This is a genomic window from Ruegeria sp. (assembly GCF_965199275.1).
Lineage (GTDB): Bacteria > Pseudomonadota > Alphaproteobacteria > Rhodobacterales > Rhodobacteraceae > Ruegeria.
Map to the genome: position 1 here is coordinate 410,968 of NZ_CBDAQX010000023.1, position 21,577 is coordinate 432,544.

A 21,577-nucleotide genomic window follows, 5' to 3' on the forward strand; every position below is an offset into this window, starting at 1 on the left:
GGCGCGCTATTCCGTCCAAATTGCAAGGCTGTGCGGGGCTACCGGGTCTTCTCCGACCAGAAGCGAGCGCTTTGAGTTCACAGGCAGCGGTTGGTCTTGATCGCCGAAATTGAAGGCAAAGCGCAGGTCCCCACGTTGGGTCAGCCGCAAATCCTTATGCGTTTCGGCGACCTCCAGCCCAGCCCAATCCAACACGTCGCGTAAGATGTCCAGCAACAACGCGCCGCTCGGGACCATCGCAAGATAGGTCGTCCGGTCCGCGCGAATGACCGCCGGACTGCCATTCTGATATCGGCTGACGAAATGGCCGATAACTTCATCGCTTGTCTCGACAATTTCGCGCCAACCTGTGAAGGGCAGCGGATTTTGGTCGCCCAACTGCACGGATTCGTCGGCAAGATCGGGCAAAGACTCGACCCTCAAAACGCGAACACCTGTCAAATCGCTCAACACCCCCGGCGCTAGGCTATCCGGGCTGTGCATATCTGGCGTCTTGCTGCCCGACCGCGCCCCGATCAACAGTTTTGCTGATGTCGCCTGTAGCCTAGAGGCCAAGTCGTCGCTGACAATCATGTTCTGCGGCAAAACGATCACGGCATAGCCATTCAGGTCATCCTCAGACCCGACAAAATCCAGATCGACGCCGAAACCGCGCAAACCCGCGTACCAGTCTCGCAGGATGTTCGTATTGGGAAATGCATCGTCATGCGGCAGGATATCCGCCGCCCAGATCGACGTATAGTCGATCAGCATTGCAACTTGGGCCTTCTGCCTTTTGGCAGGCGGCAAAGCCGCGCGATCCTTCACCACCTGCGCCAGCTCAACAGCTGCCTGATCCGGACTGCCATCCGACCGTAAAAGCGCAGTGTGGAACTGCTCCTGAGCGAACCTCGCCTGCCGCCAGCGAAAGAACATCACCGCCTGCGCGCCATGGGCATAGGCTGCCCAAGTCCACAACCGCACCATCCCATCTGCGGGCGAAGGGTTCTTTTCTGCCCAATCGACGGGACCTGGTTGCTGCTCTAATACCCACATGCGACCGCGTCCCTGCGAACGATAGAGATCGCAGTGAAACCCCTGATAATCAGGCGCCCCTGTCCGCAGATAGTGATGCTTGTCCTGATCAGACAGGGATGATACCAGCAGATTGCCCAGCGGGTAGCTGTCGAAGCCTACGATATCCAGATCGGCGGCCACCGCGTGGTGATCATACTCGAAACTGCCCGCCATGAAGTTATGCGTGATGTCCCGGCCCGGAGAATGCCTGCGCAGAATATCTACCTGAGCTTTGTTGAACAGCCGGACCCGGTCCGAGGAATAACGCGCAAAATCCAGAGATTGCGTCGGGTTCGCGGCCGCGACCAATCCGTTTGGCAGCTCAATCTGGTCAAAGCTCGCGTATTGCGTGCTCCAGAAAACCGTACCCCATCTCTGGTTCAACTCCTCGATCGTGCCATAGCTCTCTTGCAGCCATCGGCGAAACCCATTGCGAGCCGCGTCCGAGTAGCTGAGGACGGTGTCGTGGTCATTGTATTCATTGTCGATCTGCCACGCGTGAACATGCGAGTTTTGCCCATAGCGCTGGGCATATTCGGTGGCGATCCGTTTGGACTCTTCAAGGTAGACATCGCTGGAGAAGCAATAGTGCCGTCGCGATCCAAAACCGCGCACACGACCGTCGGGGCCGACGGGCAAAATCTCTGGATACTCGTCGATCAGCCACTTTGGCGGCGAAGCCGTTGGCGTAGACATCATGACCCGCAGGCCGGCCTCACCCAAAATCCCGATGACCTCATCCAGCCAACCCCATTCGAAATGACCGCGCCGGGGCTCGATCAGGCCCCAGGTGAACTCGGCAATCCGCACCCAATCGAGGCCCATGTCGACCATACGCGCGGCATCGTCCTGCCATTGGGACGGGTCCCATTGTTCGGGGTAATAGCAAACCCCCAGTTCAAGTTTGCTCATCTGGTGTCCTTCGCGGTTCGCCGTTCGATCCATTTCAGGAAGCTGGCGCAGCCCAAAGTGATCACGACATAGAGAATCGCCGCCGTGTTGAAGGGCGCAAACGGCAGGAAGCTAGAGGCCTGGAACTCGCGCATGCGTTGGGTCATGTCGCGCACAGACAGGATCGACAGCAGCGAGGTGTCTTTGATCATCGCGATGAACTCATTGCCCAAGGGCGGTGTCACGATCCGCAGGGCCTGCGGCAGCACGATCAACCGCGCGGTCTGCCAGCGTGACAGGCCCAGCGAGCTGCCAGCCTCGAGCTGGCCTTTGGGTATGGCTTCGATGCCGGATCGGAAGATCTCGGCCATATAGGCGGAATACCCAACCGAAATGGCGATGATCCCGCGGGTCATGTTGGTCATATCAATCCCGCCACCGGTGGCATCCTTGACCGCGCCCGCCAGAGGAAGGCCGATATAGAGGATGATTACCAGCATCGGAATGCCTCGGATCGTGTCCACGAAAAACTCGGCCCCGACCGCAAGCGGATGCAGTTTGTGCTGGGACCCACCGACCGTTAGTGTCAGCAAAAGGAAACCGAAAACGGCAAAAGCCAGCCCCGGATTTCGAAACTTGTCCGGCAGAAAGCTGGTCTGCCAGATCACGGGATAGCCCTGCGAGTGGGCCTCAACCGGAACAAACGCGCCCGAGACGCTGTCGACGGTCTCAATCTGCTCAATCGCGGATGCGGCGTCCGGGGCGCTCCGGATTCGGATTTGCTGATCGCCGCCGCCTTCGAATTCGCCGAAGCGGATCACATCGGCCTGCGCCTGAGGGGTGCCGCGTACGATGGCAATACGGCCCTCAGTATTGCCGACAAGGACATAGCTGACCTTGGGCTGCATGAAGAAAAAGGTGGACACCGCAAGCAACGCCAGACTGATCGCGCCATAGACCATCGTCGTCCGGGCCTTTGGCTTGAATGACTGAAGCCCGACCCAGATCAGACCAAGGATCGCGGCGAAGATATAGGCAAAGATCGCCGCGCGGAACGTGATGGCGACGCCTGTTGCGAATTGCCAATGGGCCATGAACATCAGGTAGAACAGCGCGGCGCCCGTCAGAATTTCGAACCCAAGCTGCACGCGCCCGCGCAAAGGTTTCGTCAAACGACCAGAGATCAGGCACAACGCGATGATCACAGCATAGACCGCCAGAAGGAACTGCAGGCGGCTCTGAATTTGTGCCACCACTTCGGGAAACAAAACCCACGTCTGGTTGGTCCGATCAATCAGGGTCGAGGTGTTCTCGCTGAGCGCGTGAAAAAAAACAGACTCGGCGAAGGGCATCAGGACATGCGGGGCAACAAAAGCCAGAATGGACAGGGCAACAGCCGCCGGAAACGCCGCCAAAGCGGAAATGCGAAGCCATGCGGGCGCTTGCGCTTCGAACCGGGTGTGCCGTGCGCAAAGATAGCCGAGGATCGCCGTCGCAAGGACCAGTAGGAACCCCACGAAAATCGGCCCAGCGTCGTTGCCGATCCCCAGAATGGCGACCAGAGATCGCAAGTATTTTGACGAGGTGGCAAACAGATAGATGATAAACGGCGCGGCTGCGAGCAACACGAGGTTGCTCGGGCGGATCGAGCTGAGGCGCGACATGGGGTTCTCCGCTAAGTCAAAGCCCCGGCGGCAGAAACCGCCGGGGCTGGAAGGGGTTCAAAGGATCAGTTGGTGCCCCAGTATTTGGCTTTCAGCTCATCCAAAGTGCCGTCTTGCTGAATTGCGGCCAGACCTTCGTTGATCGCATCGACGGTCGGATCACCTTCCTGAAACACGATGCCCAGAGGGTCGGATTGCAGGCCGGTAATGCCCACGGTTAACTCGCCCGCGAACTCCTGCTCATACGCGGTGGCCGAAGTTCCGTCGATGATCACGCCTTCGACGTCAGCGTTCTGCAACGCCAGAATGGCGGCAGAGAAGTTGTCATAGAGGCTGACATTCTCGCGCCCGACCAGCTCTTCCGCCAACTGCGCGTTGGTTGTTCCGGTTTGAGCGGCCAGTTTCAGACCTCCGGCCTTGAAGTCATCCAAGGTCGTGTCGCCCTTGTCGACTTGCAACAGGATGGCCTGGCTGACCACAATATATGGCTCTGAGAAATCCATGGTCTCTTCCCGTTCCGGCGTGATCGACACGCCCGAGATGACCAGATCGAACTCACCTTGCTGAAGGGCTGCGAAGATGCCGTCCCACGCGGTGTTGACGAAATTCGGCACGCAGTTCACGCGTTCGCAAATGGCGTTCATCACGTCGACGTCAAAGCCCACGATCTCGCCCGTTGTCTCATCGACGGTCTCCATCGGCGGATAGGTTGCATCTGTTCCGATCTTCAGTACGCGTCCTTCCAAATCGGCGGCAAAAGCGGCCGGGACCGTCATCGTGGCAACGGCTGCAGCGGCAAGTAGATGTTTGAACATGTTCGGTTTCTCCTTTGTTGGGTCAGGTCAGATCGCCGGGTTCGGCGGAGGTGTGTCAGGTTGCCGCTCGATTAACGTGGCCCTGATCTTCTTTTGAATTTCGGACGGATCGACCCCGTCCAATGATTTTAACATGAACGCGCCCAGCAACCGGCTGGTCTCGTCGATCGGCACGTAATAGGCACTAGGTGCGGGCACGAAATACCTACTGAGTTGGAGGTCATCGGTCGAAATGACCACAACATCGCGCCCGACTCTGATGCCATCTTCGGCGGCGGCCGACAAAACGCCCAGCGTCATCGCCTCGTTGGCGCAGATGATACCGGTCGGGCGGTCTTTGCGCTGCATGAGGCTGCGAAAAGCCTCTTGGCCGCTTTGCGCCGTTGTGGGGCCGTTGTAGATCAGATCGGGTTGAACGGGCACGCCCGCAGTCTGTAGCGCGGCGGTAAAACCAGTCTGACGCTGCCCGGCGTACACTAATTCGGCAGGTGGGTTTATAAGGGCAATTTGTCGATGACCCAAACGCAACAATCGCTCTGTGGCGTCACGTGCCGCGCTTTCGCTGTCGAAATCGACATAGGGATGAGGTTCAGAACTGTCGCTCATGCCATAGGTTACAAAGGGGAAGTTCTGACTTTGTAGATAGGCGATACGCGGGTCGTTTCGTCGGGTGCCCGAAAAGATCACCCCATCCGCCGAGCGTTCCTGTACGATCGTGCGAAGGGCGGCCATCGCGTCGTCCAGATCAGCCACACTGCACACGCTCAGCTCATAGCGTGACCCCTGCAAAGCGGTTGAGATGCCAGCCACAATTCGGGTGAACTCGACACCCTCCCACTCCTCGGTTGCGTCGGCGGAGACGCCCACCAGTACCGCGATCCGGTAGGACTTGTTCGTGCGCAATTTCAGCCCGGCAAGGTTTACTTTGTAACCCTGCTCCACGGCCACTTTCTGTATCTCTTCACGGGTTTCGCGTTTGACCGAGTCCTCCCCGCGCAACGCATTGGATACGGTCCCGACGGAGTAGCCTGTCTGCTTGGCGATAGACTTGATCGTTGCGCGGGCCATCTAGATACGACCTTTCAAAAGATCGGTCAGAAAGCGCCTTCCTGTTGTCAGAGTCTTTGCCGGGCTAGGAGGCTCGTCATGTTCAACGAACAGATCCGAACAGGCGGTGCGATCCAGAGCGTCAAGAACCGGGCTCCAGTCTATGTCGCCCTGCCCTAAATCCCGCCACCTAGCGTCGCCCTTTTGGCTGGGATCCACGTCCTTAGCATGGACCGAAACCACACGGTCGGCATAGCGCTCAATCATCTCAACCGGGTCCAGGTAGGCCGCCCCCAGCCAACCGATATCGGGCTGCCAATAGACGTTCCCTGTCTCCAGGATCATCTCCAACGGCGTCTGCGAGGGGTACCCGACCAGGTCGAAATCGTGGTTGTGATAGGCCAGCCGAACGCCCGAGCCTGACAGTTGCGCAGCCAATTGTGATAACTGGCCCGACACAGCCTTCCATCCCTCGGCAGTGTCGGGCCGCGCCTCTGGTGCCAGCCAAGGCATGACGGGAACCGGGCACTCCAATCGTTCCAGAAGGTCCTGAATTTCGGGTAAACGCCCTTCGAATTCTTCCCAGTCGAAATGCGCCGAACGGACCCGCAAGCCGGAATGTGCAACGATCCGGGCCATCTTAGGCGCTGTCAGGTCGTGCAACCCTGTCGTTTCGACATCTGCATAGCCACAGGCCGCCGCCAATTGCAGTTGATCGCTTAGATCCCCGCAATTCCGAACTGTGTATAGCTGCGCAGAGACCCGCATTTCCCACCATTGAAACGTTTCAATAATGGTTGAACTGGGTTGAATTGGTTGTCAAGCGGCTTGAAGCCGCCTTGCTAAATCACTTGCGCATAGACAGGCCGTCATGGAACAGATGCACTTTTTCCGGTCGTGCTGTGACCGAAACCTGCTGCCCGCGAAGGTTTCTTTGAATACCAGGCAGTTTGGCGATGACCTGATCCGCGTCGTTGGATTTGGCAAAATAGAGCAGAGTCACCTCACCCAATGCTTCGGTGAAATCAACCTCACCGCTCAGGATCGGGTCGCTATCCGTCAAAGTGAAATCTTCGGGCCGGACGCCGATGTTTACCTGCTTGCCTTCATCCTCGGGCCCGGTCGGGATCGCGGAAATCGCTGAACCTCCGCCCTCCAAGGCTATCGTCGTCATCTGCCCAGTGCCCGTGATTGTTCCGGGTAACAGGTTCATCGAAGGCGACCCGATGAACTGAGCCACGAACTCATTGTCCGGAGTTTCATACAACTCAAGCGGGGTGCCAACCTGGGCAATGCCTTTGTTGGCCAGCACAACGATGCGGCTGGCCAAGGTCATCGCTTCGACCTGATCATGGGTCACATAGATCATGGTGCTGTCGGGCATCGCCTCTTTGAGGCGCGCAATCTCAATCCGCGTGGCGACGCGCAGCGCTGCATCGAGATTCGAGAGCGGCTCATCAAACAGATAGACCTTGGGGTCCCGCACAATCGCTCGCCCGATCGCGACGCGCTGGCGCTGACCGCCAGAAAGGGCTTTGGGTAGGCGATCAAGATATGGGTCCAATTGCAGAATTTGAGCCGCGCGCTCAACAGCAGCGTCAATCTCTGCGGCGGGTCGCTTGGCGATCTTAAGCGCAAAAGACATATTCTCGCGCACGGTCAAATGCGGATAGAGGGCATAGGACTGGAACACCATCGCGATGCCGCGCTGCGCGGGCGGCACGTCGTTCATGACCTGACCTTCGATCTCCAGCGTGCCGCCGGTGATCTTTTCCAACCCGGCAATCATCCTGAGAAGCGTGGATTTTCCGCATCCGGACGGGCCAACAAAGACGATCAACTCGCCCTGCTCGATATCCAGATCAATGTGCTTCAGGACGTCTACTGGCCCATAGGATTTCGCCACATCTGTGAGTTTGAGTTCTGACATGACTTACCCCTTGTCCCTGCGCATCAGACAGAATTCGGCAGGTTGCAGCGTGACGCAACCTTCACCCGTGACACTGCCAATGTCCTCTCCAATCGCCTGCCAGCTGCCGGCGGGCAGATCGACCTGCCCCACTTCGCGCCCCAGATTGAAGGCGCAGAACACCTCTTCTCGGGCGTTTTCGCGGCGGAAAACGAGGACGGGGCCGACTTGCTCCATCTCTGATTGCGCCCCCGCAGCCAGCGCCGGATGCGCTTGTCGAAGAGCAATCGCGCGGCGATAGTGATGCAGCATGGATTGGTCGTCCGCCTCCATACGATCAACCGCACGTTCGGACTGCTCGGCGCTGACAGGTAACCATGGCTCGCCGGTGCTAAAGCCCGATTGTTCGGCCTGAGTTGCCCAGACCATCGGCGTCCGACACCCGTCGCGGCCTTTGAACTCCGGCCAGAACTCAACGCCATAAGGATCTTGCAAGCGCTCGAAAGGCACATCGGCCTCGGGTAGGCCCAGTTCCTCACCCTGATACAGACAAGCCGAACCGCGCAGGCACATCATCAGAACCGCGTGCTGGCGCGCTGCTGCATCGCTGAGGTCCCAGCGAGAGGCATGGCGTTGAACATCATGGTTCGAGAACGCCCAGCAAGGCCAAGCGTCTCCAGCCTTGGCCTGAAGCTGGTCGAACACCTGTTTCGCGTAAGCTGCTGTCAAGGCTCGTTTTTCTAGGAACTCGAACGCATAGCACATGTGCATACGCGCATCACCCGAGGTGTATTCCCCCATGATCTCAAGCCCGCGTTGCGCGTCACCGACCTCACCCAGACAGGCCCGTCCTTCATATTCGTTTGTCAGCGCCCTCAGTCGTTCTAGGAAGGCGATGTTTTCCGGCTGACTTTTGGAATAGAGGTGATTCTGGTGGTTATATGGATTCACCGCGGGCGCAATCGAGGCATTGCGCTCTTCAACCGGCAGCGCCGGGTTATCGCGTAACTGCTTGTCGTGGAAATAGAAGTTGATCGTGTCCAGACGAAAGCCATCGACCCCCATCTCGAGCCAGAACCGGGCCACGTCCAGCAACGCGTCCTGAACCCGTTCGCAGTGGAAGTTCAGGTCCGGCTGCGAGGTCAGAAAGTTGTGCAAGTAGTATTGCAGGCGGCGCGGGTCCCACTGCCAGGCAGACCCCCCAAAAATCGACAACCAGTTGTTCGGCGGCGTCCCATCCGGTTTGGGGTCGGCCCAGACGTACCAATCGGACTTCGGATTATCCGTTGAAGCACGGCTCTCGGTAAACCACGGGTGTTGATCCGAAGTATGAGACAACACCAGATCAATCATCACTTTCAGACCCTTTGCGTGGGCCTGACCCAGTAGCACTTGGAAATCCTCAAGCGAGCCGAACATCGGATCGACATCACGATAATCGCTCACGTCATAGCCGAAATCCTTCATCGGCGACTTGAAGAAAGGCGAAATCCAGATCGCATCGACGCCGAGCGAGGCGATATAGTCGAGCCGTTGGGTGATCCCTTTCAGGTCACCAATCCCGTCGCCATTGCTGTCCTGAAAGCTGCGCGGATAGATCTGGTAGATCACTCCGCCCCGCCACCAGTCTGACGGTGCTTTGGTTGAGTTGGATAGGTCTACGGAGTTTTGCACGTTCATCAGACGCCTCTATTTGACGGATCCGGCCAACAGGCCCCGGACCAGGTATTTTTGCATTGCGAAGAACACGACCAGCGGCACAAAGATCGACACGAAGGCCGCCGTCGCTAGGATTTCCCAGTTGCCGCCTCGTGTGCCTAAAAGCTCGACGATGCGGTTTGTCATAACGGTGGTCTGGCCGGTCGCATCGATCAGGAAGACCTTGGCGACCAGAAGGTCGTTCCATGTCCACAGAAACTGAAAGATCGCGAAAGAGGCCAGTGCGGGGAAGCTGAGTGGCAGGATCAGCTTGGTGAAGATCTGAAACTCCGTCGCGCCATCGACACGGGCGTTCTCGATCAAATCCCGCGGCAACCCGGCCATGTAGTTGCGCAGCAGGTAAATCGCCAGCGGCATACCAAAGCCAGTATGGGCCAGCCAAACGCCCAGATAACCTTTTCCGATACCGATATTCAGGTGAAACTTCAAAAGCGGGATCAGCGCCAATTGCAAGGGCACGACCAACAGCCCAACGACGGCCGCGATCAGCAGTGCACGGCCCGGAAACTCCATCCACGCCAGTGCATAGGCTGCGAATGCCGCAACGAGGATCGGGATGATTGTCGCGGGAATTGTTACCGTCAGCGTGTTGAAGAAGGCTTTGGCCATACTGTCCGAACTGCTTTGATCCAACAGGACTTTTCGGTAGTTGTCCAAAGTGAATTCCGGCGGCAATTCGGCCGTTACGAACACGCGGGCGCCTCGATTTCCGGTGAACTCCTCAGTGTTCTCCATCCTGTAGGCGCCGTCCGCATCAACGGTGATCGTGCCGCCTCGACGCAGCTCGGCGGTGTCGCCGGGAACAAAGGCGTCAACCTCACGGGCACTGATACCCCAGTTCGAGATCTTGACCTGCTCGTCGTCCCCGAAAAGCTGGCCTTCGATCACGTAGAGGCCGTTCTCCAGCACCTGTGTATCAGGTGCAGCGCTGCGCAGGGTCAGGTTTTGCTCAGAAGGGAAGATCGACCGCCACCAGCCACTGCCCGAGATCTGATCCGCAGTCCGGAAAGATGAGATCAGCAGACCGAGGGTCGGAATCACCCAAAGCACCACCAGAAAAACAACCGAGGCATGGACGACCCAGCGCAGTGCCGGTTTGGTTCCTGCAATATCGCTCATTGCCTCACTCCATTTCCTTGCGCGCGTTGCGCACGTTCCAGATCAGGATTGGAGTGACCAGCAGCATGATCACCATGGCCGAGGCTGATCCCACCCCCCAATCATTGGCGCGGAACAGCTTGTCGTACATGTAGTTGGCCAGCACCTGCGTCTCCCACTGGCCGTTGGTCATGGCAAAGACGATGTCAAAGACCTTGAGCACGGTGATGGTGATCGTGGTCCAGACCACCAAAATGGTTGTCTTGATCTGAGGCACTTTGATCTTGAAGAAGATCTGAAACGGGTTGGCCCCGTCCAGAATGGCGGCCTCGACGGTTTCTTCAGGGATGCCGCGCAAGGCTGCCGACAGGATCACCATGGCAAATCCGGTCTGGATCCAAACCAAAACGATCATCAGGAAGAAACTGTTCCAGAACGGAACGGTTAGCCAAGTCTGCGGTTCAGTCCCACCGAAGAAGATGTAGAGGGCGTTCAGAATGCCGATCTGATCCTGTTCCGCCGGCCGAGCATCATAGACCAGTTTCCAGATCACCGAGGCCCCCACGAAGGAAATCGCCATCGGCATGAAGATCAACGATTTGGCAAAATTGCCCCAGCGGATGCGATCGGTCAGCTGCGCCACGAGCAAACCAAAACCGGTCGACATCGCGGGCACCACGATCAGCCAGAACATATTGTTGCGCATGGCTTCCCAGAATTTCGGCTCGGCCGCCATCTGGGTGTAGTTCTCCAGACCAACCCATCTGTACCCGCCGCCAGGCACGCGCTCCGTGAGGGACAGGCGCAACGTCTCAACCACCGGATAGGCCAGATAGAGTCCAAGCGCCGCCAGTGCAGGGAACAGGAACAGCCAGGGCCGGATCATGTTCGCTCGGTTGATATTGCGCCCTGCGTTCGGCCCGCGCGGCGGGAACAGGACTTTGTCCAGAAATTGGTTCGAGAGGTAGAAGTAGCCCACGCAACCCGACACACCGATGATGATGGTCAGCAGGCCCTGAAGTGCCGGTGTCATGATGCCCTCGTCGGTTTGGAAACGGGGCAGCCGCATAGCCGCCCCATAACGTCAGTTACTTCGAGGCATCCCACGACGACTGGATTTCACCCGCGACCGTAGCGGCATCCTTGGCACCCGACGAATAGTCAACCATGCCAGTCCAGAAGGTGCCCGCGCCCACCGCGCCCGGCATCAGGTCGGACCCATCGAAACGGAAGGTCGTCGCGTTGGTCAGAATCTCACCCTGACCGCGCTGCGTGTCATTGGCGTAGTTCTCCGGGTTTGCCCCCAGATGCGGCGTCAGGAACCCGTCCTGAGACATCATGATCTCATGCGCGAACGGGGTCTTGAGGAACTCCATGAACACTTCAGTCGCAGGGCTTGGATTCGTGATGGTGAACAGGGTGCCCGCGCCCAGAACCGGTGTGCCCAGGTCCTTCTCGGCATAGGCCGGGAAATAGAAGAAATCGGCATCCACGCCCAGCTCAGTCCCTTCAGGGAAATAGGCCGGGATGAACGAGGCCTGGCGGTGCATCATGCAGGCAGGCGGGCTGTCGAACAGACCTTTGGGGCTGTCGCGGAAATCGATCGCAGCCGTGTCATCCGCGTTCCCAACCACATAGTCATCATTGCGGGTAAAGCTGCCATATTCCTCGATCGCGGCAATCACGCGCGGGTCGTCGAACTTCATCTCATTCGACACCCACTGGTCGTAAACCTCTGGCGATTGCGTGCGCAGCATCAGGTCCTCAACCCAATCCGTGGCGGGCCAACCGGTCGCGCCACCGGACGCGAGGCCGACGCAGAGCGGCGTCTCACCGTCTTCGACCATCTGATCCATAAGCGCTTTGAACTCTTCCATGGTCTCCGGAACCTCATAGCCGAAGTCCTCGAAATTCTCGGGGATGTACCAGACCAGAGACTTCACGTTCACGTTGAAGAAGAAGCCGTAAAAATCTTTGGCTCCGTCTGCGTTCTCAAAAGTTCCCAGATCGACCCAGGACTGACCGGCGGCGAAATTGTTCTTTATCCAGTCTGCCGATCCTTCGGCAAGCGGTGTCAGATAGCCGTTCTTGGCCATGTTCGCCGCGAGGCCAGGCTGTGGGAAAACCGTCAGGTTTGGCGCTGATCCGGCTGCTGCGTCGATCAAAATCTGCTGTTCCAGCGAGTCCGAACCGACATAGCTGGAATTTGCGCCTGTTGCCTCATCGAAATAGGCGACCAGATTTTCGAAGGACTGCCCTTCACCCGCAAGCCAGGGGCCGAAAATAGTCAGGTCCTGACCGCTCAGATCATGAGCGTCTGCAAAGGCCTGGAACCCGTCCCAGTCAAAGCCACCCTCTCCAACAGGGTGGATCATTTGACCCTGTGCGTGAACAGCCCCGGCAGTCAGGGCAAACGTGGCCACACCTGCGTACAGCGTGCGTTTCATGAAATCTCCTCCCAATACTCTCCAGCGCCTTCGCTTCACGTTTCTCAAAGCGCTTTGAATGAATATTGTTATCCGCTAACATTTTTACTCTGTCAATGAGTCGTATTTTCGAATAAGTCAGAAAAACATGCTTGTCTGTTATCACAACAGGTTGACAGGCGCACAAAACAGGACCTCACCAGTAAAGCCTTCGATTTGAAGGCGCTTTGACTACCTATGAACCTCAAACAGCTCTCTGAAACACTGGGTCTTTCGCAAACTACGGTCAGCCGGGCACTGAACGGCTACCCTGAGGTCAACGCTGAAACGCGCCTGAGGGTCGAGGCTGCAGCTGCCAAACATGGCTACCGCCCCAACAGTCGCGCCAAGGGGTTGGCAACGGGCAAGTCCATGGTCATCGGTCACGTCATCCCCAGCTCATCAAGGCATGAAATGGTGAACCCGATCTTCGGCGATTTCGTCGCCGGAGCGTCGAAAACCTATGCCGAGCACGGCTATGACATGATGTTTGCTAACGCCGATGACACCTCGATCGAGGCGGCCTATCGCAATCTATTTCAACGCGGAGCGGTCGACGGTGTCGTGCTTCAAGGCCCAAAGGTCAACGAGCCAAGGATCGAGGTTTTGACGCGGATGGCGGTGCCGTTCATCGTTCATGGCCGCTCAACCGGTGTGCAGGCTGAATATGACTGGATTGATGTGAACAACAAAAGTTCGTTCCAGCGCGCGACGCAGTTTCTGATTGATTTGGGCCACCGTCGCATCGCCCTGATCAACGGGCTGGAGGATATGGACTTTGCCCAACGCCGTCGCGCCGGATATCTGGACGCTCTGCAGCAGGCCGGCTTGACGCCGGATGCTGCCTTGATGCGCAGCGCCGAAATGACTGAAGTTTATGGCCACCGGGAAACCCATCAGATGCTGCAGATCAAGGAGCCTCCGACCGCGATTCTAGCCTCGTCGATGATCACAGCCATTGGTGTGCGCCGCGCGCTGGAAGAAGCCGGGCTGCAGATGGGGCAGAATATTTCGGTCATTGCCCATGACGATGATCTTTCCTATTTGAAAAACGGACAGGATGTGCCGATCTTCACCGCAACGCGATCGTCGGTCCGGGACGCCGGGGAAATGGCGGCCGAGATGCTGATCCAGCGGATCAAGTCTCCGGGTGCGCCGGTACATACGAGGTTGCTTGAGGCCGAGTTGGTCGTCGGGCGATCAACCGGGCCTGCACCCAGTGGGGTTCGACGATGAAATATAAACGCAACGACTTCCCCGACGATTTTCTATTCGGCGTCGCAACATCCGCCTACCAGATCGAAGGCCACGCTCAAGGCGGTGCGGGTCGGACGCATTGGGACAGTTTCGCGGCCACCCCCGGCAATGTCGTCGGCGCGGAAAACGGCGCACTCGCCTGCGATCAGTTGAACCGGTTCGAACAAGACTTTGATCTGGTTCAGGATGCAGGGTTTGACTGCTATCGCTTTTCGACCAGCTGGGCGCGTGTGCTGCCCGAAGGTCGGGGGCATGTAAACCAAGCCGGGCTGGACTACTACGACCGCCTAGCCGACGCGCTGCTTGAACGTGGCATCCGCCCCTGTGCGACGCTCTACCACTGGGAGCTACCTTCGGCACTTGCCGATCTGGGGGGCTGGCGCAATCGGGATATCGCCGGGTGGTTCGCCGATTTCACCCAAGTGATCATGGGCCGTATCGGAGACCGCATGTATTCGGTCGCGCCGATCAATGAGCCGTGGTGCGTCAGCTGGCTCAGCCATTTCGAAGGCCACCACGCACCGGGCTTGCGCGATATTCGCGCGGCTGCACGCGCGATGCACCATGTTCTTCTGGCCCATGGCAGCGCTATTCAAACAATGCGCAGCCTAGGCATGTCCAATCTGGGCGCTGTCTTCAACCTAGAATGGGCGGAGCCTGCGGATGATAGCGCGGCTGCACAGCACGCGGCCGCGCTCTATGACGGGATCTACAACCGGTTCTTTTTGGGCGGTGTGTTTAAAAAAGCCTATCCCGAAAACGTGCTGGAGGGGCTGGAGCCTCATTTGCCCGCGGGTTGGCAAAATGATTTCGACACAATCGGGGCACCGGTCGATTGGTGCGGCTTGAACTACTATACCCGCAAGCTGATTACCTCGGCAGACAGTGCATGGCCAAGCCTGACCGAAGTACCCGGCCCTTTGCCCAAGACCCAGATGGGTTGGGAAATAGACCCCGACGCCCTGACCCGATTTCTGAAAAGGACCGCAGAAGACTATACCGGTGATCTTCCTATCTATGTTACAGAGAACGGCATGGCGAGCGCCGAGCGCCAGCAGGATGATGAGCGTATCGCCTATCTGGACTCTCACTTGACGGCGGTTCAACAGGCTTTGGCCGCAGATGTGCCTGTAAAGGGCTATTTCATCTGGTCTTTGCTGGACAACTACGAATGGGCCTATGGCTATGAAAAACGGTTTGGATTGGTAGACGTGGATTTTGAAACGCTGGACCGCAGGCCCAAAGCCTCCTTCGCGGCGGTAAAGGCCGCACTTTCCGAGGGCGCCGCCGACCGGCAGGCCTATCGCCAGCCGTCCGGGTCTTTGCGCCCACATTGGACATTGGTGGCCGATATCGGCGGAACGAATACGCGTCTGGGCGTTGTCTCCGATGGTAAGCTGACCGCATTGCACAAACACCCGACGGGCACCCTGCCCGATCTGCTGGACGCGTTGCATCATATCCGCGATGAAATTGGCACCGCGCCCCAAGCCGTGGTCGCGGCCGGAGCCGGACCGGTGCGCGACGGGCGCATCCAACTGACCAACGCGAATTTGGACCTGTCCGAGGACGCTCTGGCCAAGGCGACGGGGGCCACCAACACCTACGTGATCAATGACTTTACGGCTGCAGCGTGGTCCGTGGCCGAAGTGACAGAGGCTGACGTATCCGTCCTGCAAGGTTCTGCCACTCCGCCGATGGGTACGCGATTGGTCGTCGGGCCTGGAACCGGTTTGGGTGTCGGCGCGCTGCTCTATTCGGAAGGGCATTTCCACACCGTGTCAGGCGAAGGCGGCCATGTTGGCCTGTCTCCGCGCGCGCGGGATGAAGTCGATATCTTCGACGCCGCGCGCCATCTGGCACCCGAATGCTTTTTCGACAACAGCCTCGTGCTTGAGGCTGAGATGTTCCTCAGCGGAACCGGCTTGCCTATCCTGTATCAGGCCGCAGGCATGGCGGCTGGGCAGGCTCAGCCTCCGGTTCGCACCGCCCGAGATATTCTGCAGGACGCACGTGACGGCAGTGACCCGATCGCGGTTCGCACTGCAGAATTGATCATTGGCCATCTGGGTGCGTTGATGGGTGACATGGCCGTCACAATGATGCCTGCCGGTGGTGTGTTCCTTGTTGGTGGCGTAGCCGAGAAAAACCGCTGGATGTTTGGCGAAACCTTCCGCAACGCGTTCAATGCAGGCGGACGTTTTAGCGAGTTGCGGCAGTCGATGAACCTTTATATCTCGGAACAAGCCGAATTTGGCATTGTTGGCGCTAACAACTTCTGCAAAAATGCGCTTCAGCGATAACTGAGCGTATTTTGGAAGAGGATGTGGGATGATCCTGTGTTGCGGAGAAGCCCTGATCGACATGATTGCCGAACCGACCCCGTCCGGGCGGGACGGTTTCGTTCCCCATTCTGGCGGAGCCATATTCAATACCTCTATCGCTTTAGGCAGATTGGGCGCGCCCGTAGGCTTGCTGACCGGTCTGTCCTCAGACATGTTCGGGCAGCAATTGGCCAATGACCTGCGGGCCAGCCATGTAGACACGACACATGTGATTGCTTCGGACAGGCCGACCACGCTGGCTTTCGTTCAACTGAAGAACGGTCACGCCACATACACGTTTGTCGATGAAAACACTGCGGGTCGGATGTTACGGGCCGAGGATATGCCGCGCCAACTCCCCGCGGTTTCAGCGCTGTATTTTGGTGGCATCAGCCTTGCGTGTGAGCCTTGCGCGGATGCCTATGCCGCGATGCTGGCGAAACATGGCGCGAACTGTGCTGTGATGTTGGACCCCAATATCCGACCCGGTTTCATACAGGATCAGACCCGCTACCGCACGCGGTTGAACCAGATGATTGAACAGGCCGATATCGTCAAAGTCTCGGATGAGGATCTGGACTGGATCATCCCCGGCCCGGAAAGCCACGATCAGAAAGTCCCCCTGCTGCTTCAAGCAGGCCCCTCTGCCGTCATCGTCACCCGTGGGAGCGAGGGCGCCTCGGGTTATCTGGCCAACGGTGCTGTGGTCTCAGTCCCTGTCAAACCGGTGCAAGTTGTGGATACGGTTGGCGCGGGGGACACGTTCAATGCCGGGGTTCTAGCCTCGCTAGAACGGGCTGGCCAGCTGACAAAGTCCAGCTTGAAAGCACTGTCCCCCGATGCGCTACGCGACGCTTTGACCTTGGGCGCAGAGGTGGCCGCCGTAACCGTCTCGCGCGCCGGAGCCAACCCGCCCTGGTCGCATGAATTATAGCCCTACGAAGAGTCCGAGATGAAACGATCCGAAATCAACCGTATCAAGACCGAAGCCCAGGCATTTATCAGTTCATTTGGTGCCGTTCTGCCACCTTTCGCAGATTGGACGCCTGAGCAGATGCGTAGCGACGATGCCGACAGCATCCGTGCCCGTGGGCTAGGCTGGGATATCACCGACTACGGTCAAGGCAAGTTTGATGAGCTTGGGTTGTTCCTGTTCACCCTGCGCAACGGCAACGTGAGCGATCTGAGCCGGGCGCGCGGTATGCTCTATGCCGAAAAGCTGCTGATCTCTCGCGACAAACAGCTGTCGCCGATGCATCGCCATATCGTCAAAGCCGAGGACATCATCAACCGAGGGGGCGGCGATCTGGTTATGGAAATCTATGCCTCGGACCCTGATGGCGGTATCGACCGCGATACCCCGGTCACCGTTCCCAGCGATGCCTGCCCTGTCACCATACAGCCCGGAGAGCATCTGCGCCTGAAGCCAGGTCAGAGCGTGACTTTGATGCCCGGCATCTGGCACGCCTTCTGGGCGGAAGGTAGGGATTGCTTGATTGGCGAGGTCTCAACCGTGAATGACGACCGGACGGACAACGTATTCGAAGACCCGATTCCCCGCTTTGCAACAATCGAAGAAGATGCAGCGCCGGATTTCCTGTTGGTTGCCGACTACTGACTTCATTAAGAATTTCGCGCTTGTATTTTCTGACTGTTTTTGTCAGTTAACAGCTGACCCAGTCAGATTCCGTTGGAATCATCGCCCGGTCCCATTTTTGCGACCGAAAGATAACCTGACATGCGAAAATCCCTCGCCGACCTGTTGGCCATGGACGCCGTTGCCTGCCGCTATGGCTGCGCATTGAAACCAAAACTGAGGCAGGCGATCGAGGCTGATCTCACTTTTCCAGCTCTCGCCGCATCGCCGCGCCCTGAAACGCCGGTTGATCCAAATAACCTTCCGCAAAACGTCCACCCTTTGGTCGCGAAAGCCCCAAAAGCCAAAAGGGAACGCGCATGAAACACTCAGCATCCGACCACACGTTGCCCCGCGTCGAATTTGACGGTTTCGAACGCGGTTTGCTGCCTGTCATTCGGCACTTCATCCTTAGCTTCACCGAGCCGGAAACGCAGGCTTGGCAACATGCCTTTTCGGTTGCAACAGAACGCTGGGGGCGCGATCAGGGGCTGGTTTTGGCGCATCTGGTCTTCAAGATCATTAAGGCCACGCTACACACCCGCTCTATGGGGCTGGCCTTCAACGACCCGCTTTGTGTGGAGACGCGGCACGAGCCGACATGTGACGAACGCGCCCTGTTGCGGATGCTGCATCACATGCGCCGCGACGAAACTCCGGCGGCGCGTGATGCCGTGAGTGAATTGACCGGAGGCTACCCGGACGCGCACCTGATACAGGCCGGTCTGACCCTGGCTAGCCAGTTCCCAACAAATGGCGTCGGACAGGGTCAACCCGCCCGCAGGCCGACCCTGCGCGTGGTCCGCTAGCGCTATTCCGGCGCTTGACAATAGGAGTGTGAGCAGACTAGCTGCTCTGGATGGTTCCCGACGGCCTGTGCCCGAGGGATGAAAATGGGAATACGGTGCGGCCCAAGGGCCAATGCCGTGACTGCCCCCGCAACTGTAAGCGGAGAGCGACGCCACAAAACCACTGACCCTTAAGGTCGGGAAGGTTGGCCAAGCAACGACCCGCAAGTCAGGAGACCTGCCATCACAGTTTAACCAACCCGGGGCGGGGTGTCCCGGAAGGAGGCTCGATGGCACATCTGCGTGCTGATGCAACTCATGGCTTTTGCCTTCACTTGGCTTTTGTTCAAGTTGGCGACCCGTGCCATGGCTGATCATTTTGTCCTGATATGCGGCACCTGCAATGGGCCGATCCCCGCACATAAGGCGAAGGAAACGCTGGATAGCCAGCTGCCCGAGGGATTCTCGACACGTCTGATTGACTGTATGGCCGGGTGTGATCGCCCGATGACGGTGGGGCTGCAGGCCAATGGCAAGGCGCAATATCTGTTCGGCGACATTCAATCCCCCGCTGATCTGAGCGCTTTGGCCGAGTTCGCCCATCAATTCCGCGACAGCGAAGATGGTTGGACCAGCGCCTCGACCCGTCCTTTGGCGCTCTATACCAAAACCCTGTCGCGCATGCCCTGCCTGCCGCCGGAGGGCACAGCATGAGCTTTCTGATTGCTGAAAACCTGGAATACTACGCCCTGAACGGCGACGTGCTGCTGCGCGACACCTCGTTTGCCCTTGAGGGAGGCGCGATATTGGCCGTTGCTGGCCCGAACGGGGCGGGCAAAACGACGCTGCTCAACCTCTTGTGCGGTGTCGCAAAGCTGGCGCTGGGGGATGTGCGTATTCAGGGGCAAAGCCTGCGGAAACTGTCCTCGCTGGAGCGGGCCAGACGGATTGCCGTTGTCGGTCAGCAGGAGATGCCCGACGGGCGGCTGCAACTGCGCGATTATGTGGCCCTTGGTCAAATCCCGATAAGGGCCGACAAATCCGCCGAGGCCCTACAAACGGACCTGCAGCGCGTATTAGACACCACCGAATTGTCCCATCTGGCGGGCAAACAGATGGCAAAACTGTCGGGCGGAGAGCGCCAGCGCGCCCATATCGCACGGGCTTTGGCGCAGAACCCCTCGCTGTTGTTTCTGGATGAGCCGACCAACCACCTGGATCCGGATGCCAAGGGGCACATGCTGTCTCTGGTCGCCGAGTTGGGCGTGACGGTTGTGATGATCGTCCACGATCTGGTCATGATCCCCGAATTTGCCAGCCACGTTGCCCTGATGAAGAACGCACAGCTAACGGCCTTCGGCCCGGTCGCTGAGGTTCTGACCCCGGACCGCGTGCGCGAAACAATGGGTGTGAACCCACCATTTCACCACAATTTTGGCCTGCTCACCTTGCATAGTTTGTTTGATACCTCTCATTAGCGACGTTAATACAGTTTGTTACAGATCACCGCAAGACAGATTTATGTGCATTGCATATATGATTTTGGGGCGTGCTTTGGGGCCAGAAGTTGCATTTTCGGAACATTAACTATGCATGTTTGTGTCTGTCATGTTACTGTTTTGCGCTGTTCGGGGCTTACGATTGCATATAGGTACTATGTAAAGCATAGTGGTTTTTGTGTAATGTCGCTGCTCTTAAAGGTGCTATACACATAGTGTATCTTGCTTGCACATACCGGGATCGTGCGATGTCAGACAGGTCAGTCAGAAAGCAACGGGTGATCAACGCCACCGACAGCGAGTGGGACATTGTCCGGGCGCGGGCCAAAGCCGCGCGGCTCTCGGCAAGCGGCTATGTGGTCCGGCGCGCCTTGTCTGCCGAAGTCTCCGACGGCCCTTCGCTCACCACGCTGTCGGCGCGGCTTGAGCGGATCGAGACCGCCCTGCTGACACTGTGCGAAGTGGAACGGGTACGATTGGCGGAGCGCGGGGAAGAGGAGGGCTGGACAGCAGCCCTGCGACGGGTCGCGATGCAGCAGCGCACGGACCCGACCCGACCTGTCCCGACCCCTGCGGGCGGTTCAGGGGAAGGCGCTTCGGGATGAAGAGGGGACGACCGGTTTATTGCAAGACCCCCGGCGACTGGGATCGGATCAGGATGCGGGCGGCGTCGGTTGGCAAGAGTGTTTCGGAATTCGTGATGACCTGCGCCCTGCATGACAGCGCCCCGCCATCCGCAAGCGCGCTTGTCCTCACCCCCAAGGAGCAGCGCGATCTGGTGCGCAGGATCGATGCGCTGGAACTGTGTTTTCGCAATCTGCTGGACGGCAGGGATGATGGGGGGCCTTCCATGGTCGATGAGGTCACGCTTCTCTATGTCATGCAAGGCGAAGAATGAGCGTAACAGCGAAAGAGGCGCAGGAATGACGCAGGCAGAATGACACGGGCAGGAAACAAGCGGGCAGAGAAAAGGACTTTCTACATTTCCTGCACCGACAGCGATTGGGAAGAGGCGAAACGGCGGGCGTCCAGAGCCGGGATGAAAACCTCGCCCTATCTCGTGGAGCGCGCGCTCACTGCGGACCTGTCGATCTTCGGCGCGCGTCCGCAGCCCCTGGTGCTGAGTGCGCAAGACCAGCGGGCCATGTCCGCCCGGATCGAGGCCCTGATGGACATGCTCGACCTGTCTCCCGACTGGATGGAAAGACTTGGCAACCAGATTGCATTCCTGCGCGATGCGAAGGTAACGGAACTGATTGCCGAGGGCCGGTACGACGCGCTTTTCCTCGCCTTTGAGAAGCTCTTCGGGCCGGACCGGGCGCAAGCCCTTCTGGCAAGGGCTGTGAAGGAGTGGCACGGCGCGAAATCGGTCGAGGTAAAAGTGCATGGCCCGAAACAGCGGATGTGAT

21 protein-coding genes, 1 pseudogene and 1 riboswitch are annotated in these 21,577 nt (G+C 58.3%); of the genes and pseudogenes, 12 read left to right on the forward strand and 10 right to left on the reverse strand.

Annotated elements, in window-relative coordinates; translation table 11 throughout:
• Positions 1–6: 6 nt before the first annotated feature.
• The 10 genes from ACOERD_RS24715 to ACOERD_RS24760 form a co-directional block, all read right to left on the reverse strand.
• Positions 7–1,968 carry a beta-galactosidase gene (locus ACOERD_RS24715; protein ID WP_419740813.1) on the reverse strand — a complete coding sequence of 654 codons (1,962 nt, stop codon included), beginning with the start codon at positions 1,966–1,968 and terminating at the stop codon, positions 7–9.
• Positions 1,965–3,611, reverse strand: coding sequence for an amino acid ABC transporter permease (locus tag ACOERD_RS24720; RefSeq protein ID WP_419740814.1), 1,647 nt, complete (start codon positions 3,609–3,611; stop codon positions 1,965–1,967). Before ACOERD_RS24720 ends, ACOERD_RS24715 begins: the two co-directional genes overlap by 4 nt.
• Positions 3,612–3,676: 65 nt before the next feature.
• Complete coding sequence (locus tag ACOERD_RS24725; protein WP_419740815.1) at positions 3,677–4,426, reverse strand: basic amino acid ABC transporter substrate-binding protein; 750 nt, start codon at positions 4,424–4,426, stop codon at positions 3,677–3,679.
• Between the two features lie 27 nt (positions 4,427–4,453).
• Positions 4,454–5,494, reverse strand: a complete 1,041-nt coding sequence (locus ACOERD_RS24730; protein WP_419740816.1) for a LacI family transcriptional regulator — start codon at positions 5,492–5,494, stop codon at positions 4,454–4,456.
• Positions 5,495–6,241 (reverse strand): sugar phosphate isomerase/epimerase family protein, encoded by a 747-nt coding sequence (locus ACOERD_RS24735; protein WP_419740817.1) that lies wholly within the window; start codon positions 6,239–6,241, stop codon positions 5,495–5,497. It lies immediately after the preceding gene.
• Between the two features lie 79 nt (positions 6,242–6,320).
• Positions 6,321–7,403, reverse strand: a complete 1,083-nt coding sequence (locus ACOERD_RS24740) for an ABC transporter ATP-binding protein (RefSeq protein ID WP_419740818.1) — start codon at positions 7,401–7,403, stop codon at positions 6,321–6,323.
• 3 nt (positions 7,404–7,406) lie between these two features.
• Positions 7,407–9,062: an alpha-amylase family glycosyl hydrolase gene (locus tag ACOERD_RS24745; RefSeq protein WP_419740819.1), complete on the reverse strand. Its 1,656-nt coding sequence runs from the start codon at positions 9,060–9,062 to the stop codon at positions 7,407–7,409.
• Between the two features lie 9 nt (positions 9,063–9,071).
• Positions 9,072–10,220 (reverse strand): carbohydrate ABC transporter permease, encoded by a 1,149-nt coding sequence (locus ACOERD_RS24750; protein WP_419740820.1) that lies wholly within the window; start codon positions 10,218–10,220, stop codon positions 9,072–9,074.
• Between the two features lie 4 nt (positions 10,221–10,224).
• Entirely contained in the window at positions 10,225–11,232 is a 1,008-nt protein-coding gene (locus ACOERD_RS24755) for a carbohydrate ABC transporter permease (RefSeq protein ID WP_170641325.1), read from the reverse strand.
• A gap of 55 nt (positions 11,233–11,287) precedes the next feature.
• Entirely contained in the window at positions 11,288–12,646 is a 1,359-nt protein-coding gene (locus tag ACOERD_RS24760; protein WP_419740821.1) for an ABC transporter substrate-binding protein, read from the reverse strand.
• Positions 12,647–12,862: 216 nt separating this feature from the next.
• Here ACOERD_RS24760 and ACOERD_RS24765 point away from each other — a divergent pair, with 216 nt between their 5' ends.
• From ACOERD_RS24765 to ACOERD_RS24820, 12 genes and pseudogenes are all read left to right on the forward strand, one after another.
• Positions 12,863–13,900 carry a LacI family DNA-binding transcriptional regulator gene (locus ACOERD_RS24765; protein WP_419740822.1) on the forward strand — a complete coding sequence of 346 codons (1,038 nt, stop codon included), beginning with the start codon at positions 12,863–12,865 and terminating at the stop codon, positions 13,898–13,900.
• Positions 13,897–15,198: pseudogene (locus ACOERD_RS24770) on the forward strand (GH1 family beta-glucosidase); the annotation flags it as partial. The gene ACOERD_RS24765 and the pseudogene ACOERD_RS24770, both read left to right, overlap by 4 nt.
• A 66-nt stretch (positions 15,199–15,264) precedes the next feature.
• Entirely contained in the window at positions 15,265–16,224 is a 960-nt protein-coding gene (locus ACOERD_RS24775; protein WP_419740840.1) for a glucokinase, read from the forward strand.
• A gap of 28 nt (positions 16,225–16,252) precedes the next feature.
• Entirely contained in the window at positions 16,253–17,179 is a 927-nt protein-coding gene (locus ACOERD_RS24780) for a carbohydrate kinase family protein (protein ID WP_419740823.1), read from the forward strand.
• 18 nt (positions 17,180–17,197) lie between these two features.
• On the forward strand, positions 17,198–17,863 hold the full coding sequence (locus ACOERD_RS24785) for a D-lyxose/D-mannose family sugar isomerase (RefSeq protein ID WP_419740824.1): 666 nt from the start codon (positions 17,198–17,200) through the stop codon (positions 17,861–17,863).
• Positions 17,864–17,983: 120 nt separating this feature from the next.
• Positions 17,984–18,205 (forward strand): hypothetical protein, encoded by a 222-nt coding sequence (locus ACOERD_RS24790; protein ID WP_419740825.1) that lies wholly within the window; start codon positions 17,984–17,986, stop codon positions 18,203–18,205.
• Positions 18,202–18,690 carry a hypothetical protein gene (locus ACOERD_RS24795; RefSeq protein ID WP_419740826.1) on the forward strand — a complete coding sequence of 163 codons (489 nt, stop codon included), beginning with the start codon at positions 18,202–18,204 and terminating at the stop codon, positions 18,688–18,690. The genes ACOERD_RS24790 and ACOERD_RS24795 overlap by 4 nt, the downstream gene beginning before the upstream one ends.
• 34 nt (positions 18,691–18,724) lie before the next feature.
• A riboswitch (cobalamin riboswitch) is annotated at positions 18,725–18,930 on the forward strand.
• Between the two features lie 105 nt (positions 18,931–19,035).
• Complete coding sequence (locus tag ACOERD_RS24800) at positions 19,036–19,383, forward strand: DUF1636 family protein (RefSeq protein WP_419740827.1); 348 nt, start codon at positions 19,036–19,038, stop codon at positions 19,381–19,383.
• On the forward strand, positions 19,380–20,147 hold the full coding sequence (locus tag ACOERD_RS24805; protein ID WP_419740828.1) for an ABC transporter ATP-binding protein: 768 nt from the start codon (positions 19,380–19,382) through the stop codon (positions 20,145–20,147). The genes ACOERD_RS24800 and ACOERD_RS24805 overlap by 4 nt, the downstream gene beginning before the upstream one ends.
• A gap of 269 nt (positions 20,148–20,416) precedes the next feature.
• Entirely contained in the window at positions 20,417–20,773 is a 357-nt protein-coding gene (locus tag ACOERD_RS24810; protein WP_419737711.1) for a hypothetical protein, read from the forward strand.
• The gene (locus ACOERD_RS24815; RefSeq protein ID WP_419737712.1) at positions 20,770–21,066 is read left to right on the forward strand and encodes a hypothetical protein; all 297 of its coding nucleotides are present in this window, start codon (positions 20,770–20,772) and stop codon (positions 21,064–21,066) included. Before ACOERD_RS24810 ends, ACOERD_RS24815 begins: the two co-directional genes overlap by 4 nt.
• Before the next feature lie 39 nt (positions 21,067–21,105).
• Positions 21,106–21,576 (forward strand): hypothetical protein, encoded by a 471-nt coding sequence (locus ACOERD_RS24820; protein WP_419737713.1) that lies wholly within the window; start codon positions 21,106–21,108, stop codon positions 21,574–21,576.
• Position 21,577 lies beyond the last annotated feature (1 nt).

Excerpts from the sequence above, each read along its gene's own strand:
- ACOERD_RS24815 (WP_419737712.1), top strand. The coding sequence starts at position 20,770 with ATGAAGAGGGGACGACCGGTTTATTGCAAGACCCCCGGCGACTGGGAT.
- ACOERD_RS24715 (WP_419740813.1), bottom strand. The coding sequence starts at position 1,968 with ATGAGCAAACTTGAACTGGGGGTTTGCTATTACCCCGAACAATGGGAC.
- ACOERD_RS24765 (WP_419740822.1), top strand. The coding sequence starts at position 12,863 with ATGAACCTCAAACAGCTCTCTGAAACACTGGGTCTTTCGCAAACTACG.
- ACOERD_RS24725 (WP_419740815.1), bottom strand. The coding sequence starts at position 4,426 with ATGTTCAAACATCTACTTGCCGCTGCAGCCGTTGCCACGATGACGGTC.
- ACOERD_RS24800 (WP_419740827.1), top strand. The coding sequence starts at position 19,036 with ATGGCTGATCATTTTGTCCTGATATGCGGCACCTGCAATGGGCCGATC.
- ACOERD_RS24750 (WP_419740820.1), bottom strand. The coding sequence starts at position 10,220 with ATGAGCGATATTGCAGGAACCAAACCGGCACTGCGCTGGGTCGTCCAT.
- ACOERD_RS24810 (WP_419737711.1), top strand. The coding sequence starts at position 20,417 with ATGTCAGACAGGTCAGTCAGAAAGCAACGGGTGATCAACGCCACCGAC.
- ACOERD_RS24805 (WP_419740828.1), top strand. The coding sequence starts at position 19,380 with ATGAGCTTTCTGATTGCTGAAAACCTGGAATACTACGCCCTGAACGGC.
- ACOERD_RS24740 (WP_419740818.1), bottom strand. The coding sequence starts at position 7,403 with ATGTCAGAACTCAAACTCACAGATGTGGCGAAATCCTATGGGCCAGTA.
- ACOERD_RS24720 (WP_419740814.1), bottom strand. The coding sequence starts at position 3,611 with ATGTCGCGCCTCAGCTCGATCCGCCCGAGCAACCTCGTGTTGCTCGCA.
- ACOERD_RS24735 (WP_419740817.1), bottom strand. The coding sequence starts at position 6,241 with ATGCGGGTCTCTGCGCAGCTATACACAGTTCGGAATTGCGGGGATCTA.
- ACOERD_RS24760 (WP_419740821.1), bottom strand. The coding sequence starts at position 12,646 with ATGAAACGCACGCTGTACGCAGGTGTGGCCACGTTTGCCCTGACTGCC.
- ACOERD_RS24820 (WP_419737713.1), top strand. The coding sequence starts at position 21,106 with ATGACACGGGCAGGAAACAAGCGGGCAGAGAAAAGGACTTTCTACATT.
- ACOERD_RS24780 (WP_419740823.1), top strand. The coding sequence starts at position 16,253 with ATGATCCTGTGTTGCGGAGAAGCCCTGATCGACATGATTGCCGAACCG.
- ACOERD_RS24745 (WP_419740819.1), bottom strand. The coding sequence starts at position 9,062 with ATGAACGTGCAAAACTCCGTAGACCTATCCAACTCAACCAAAGCACCG.
- ACOERD_RS24785 (WP_419740824.1), top strand. The coding sequence starts at position 17,198 with ATGAAACGATCCGAAATCAACCGTATCAAGACCGAAGCCCAGGCATTT.
- ACOERD_RS24795 (WP_419740826.1), top strand. The coding sequence starts at position 18,202 with ATGAAACACTCAGCATCCGACCACACGTTGCCCCGCGTCGAATTTGAC.
- ACOERD_RS24730 (WP_419740816.1), bottom strand. The coding sequence starts at position 5,494 with ATGGCCCGCGCAACGATCAAGTCTATCGCCAAGCAGACAGGCTACTCC.
- ACOERD_RS24790 (WP_419740825.1), top strand. The coding sequence starts at position 17,984 with ATGCGAAAATCCCTCGCCGACCTGTTGGCCATGGACGCCGTTGCCTGC.
- ACOERD_RS24755 (WP_170641325.1), bottom strand. The coding sequence starts at position 11,232 with ATGACACCGGCACTTCAGGGCCTGCTGACCATCATCATCGGTGTGTCG.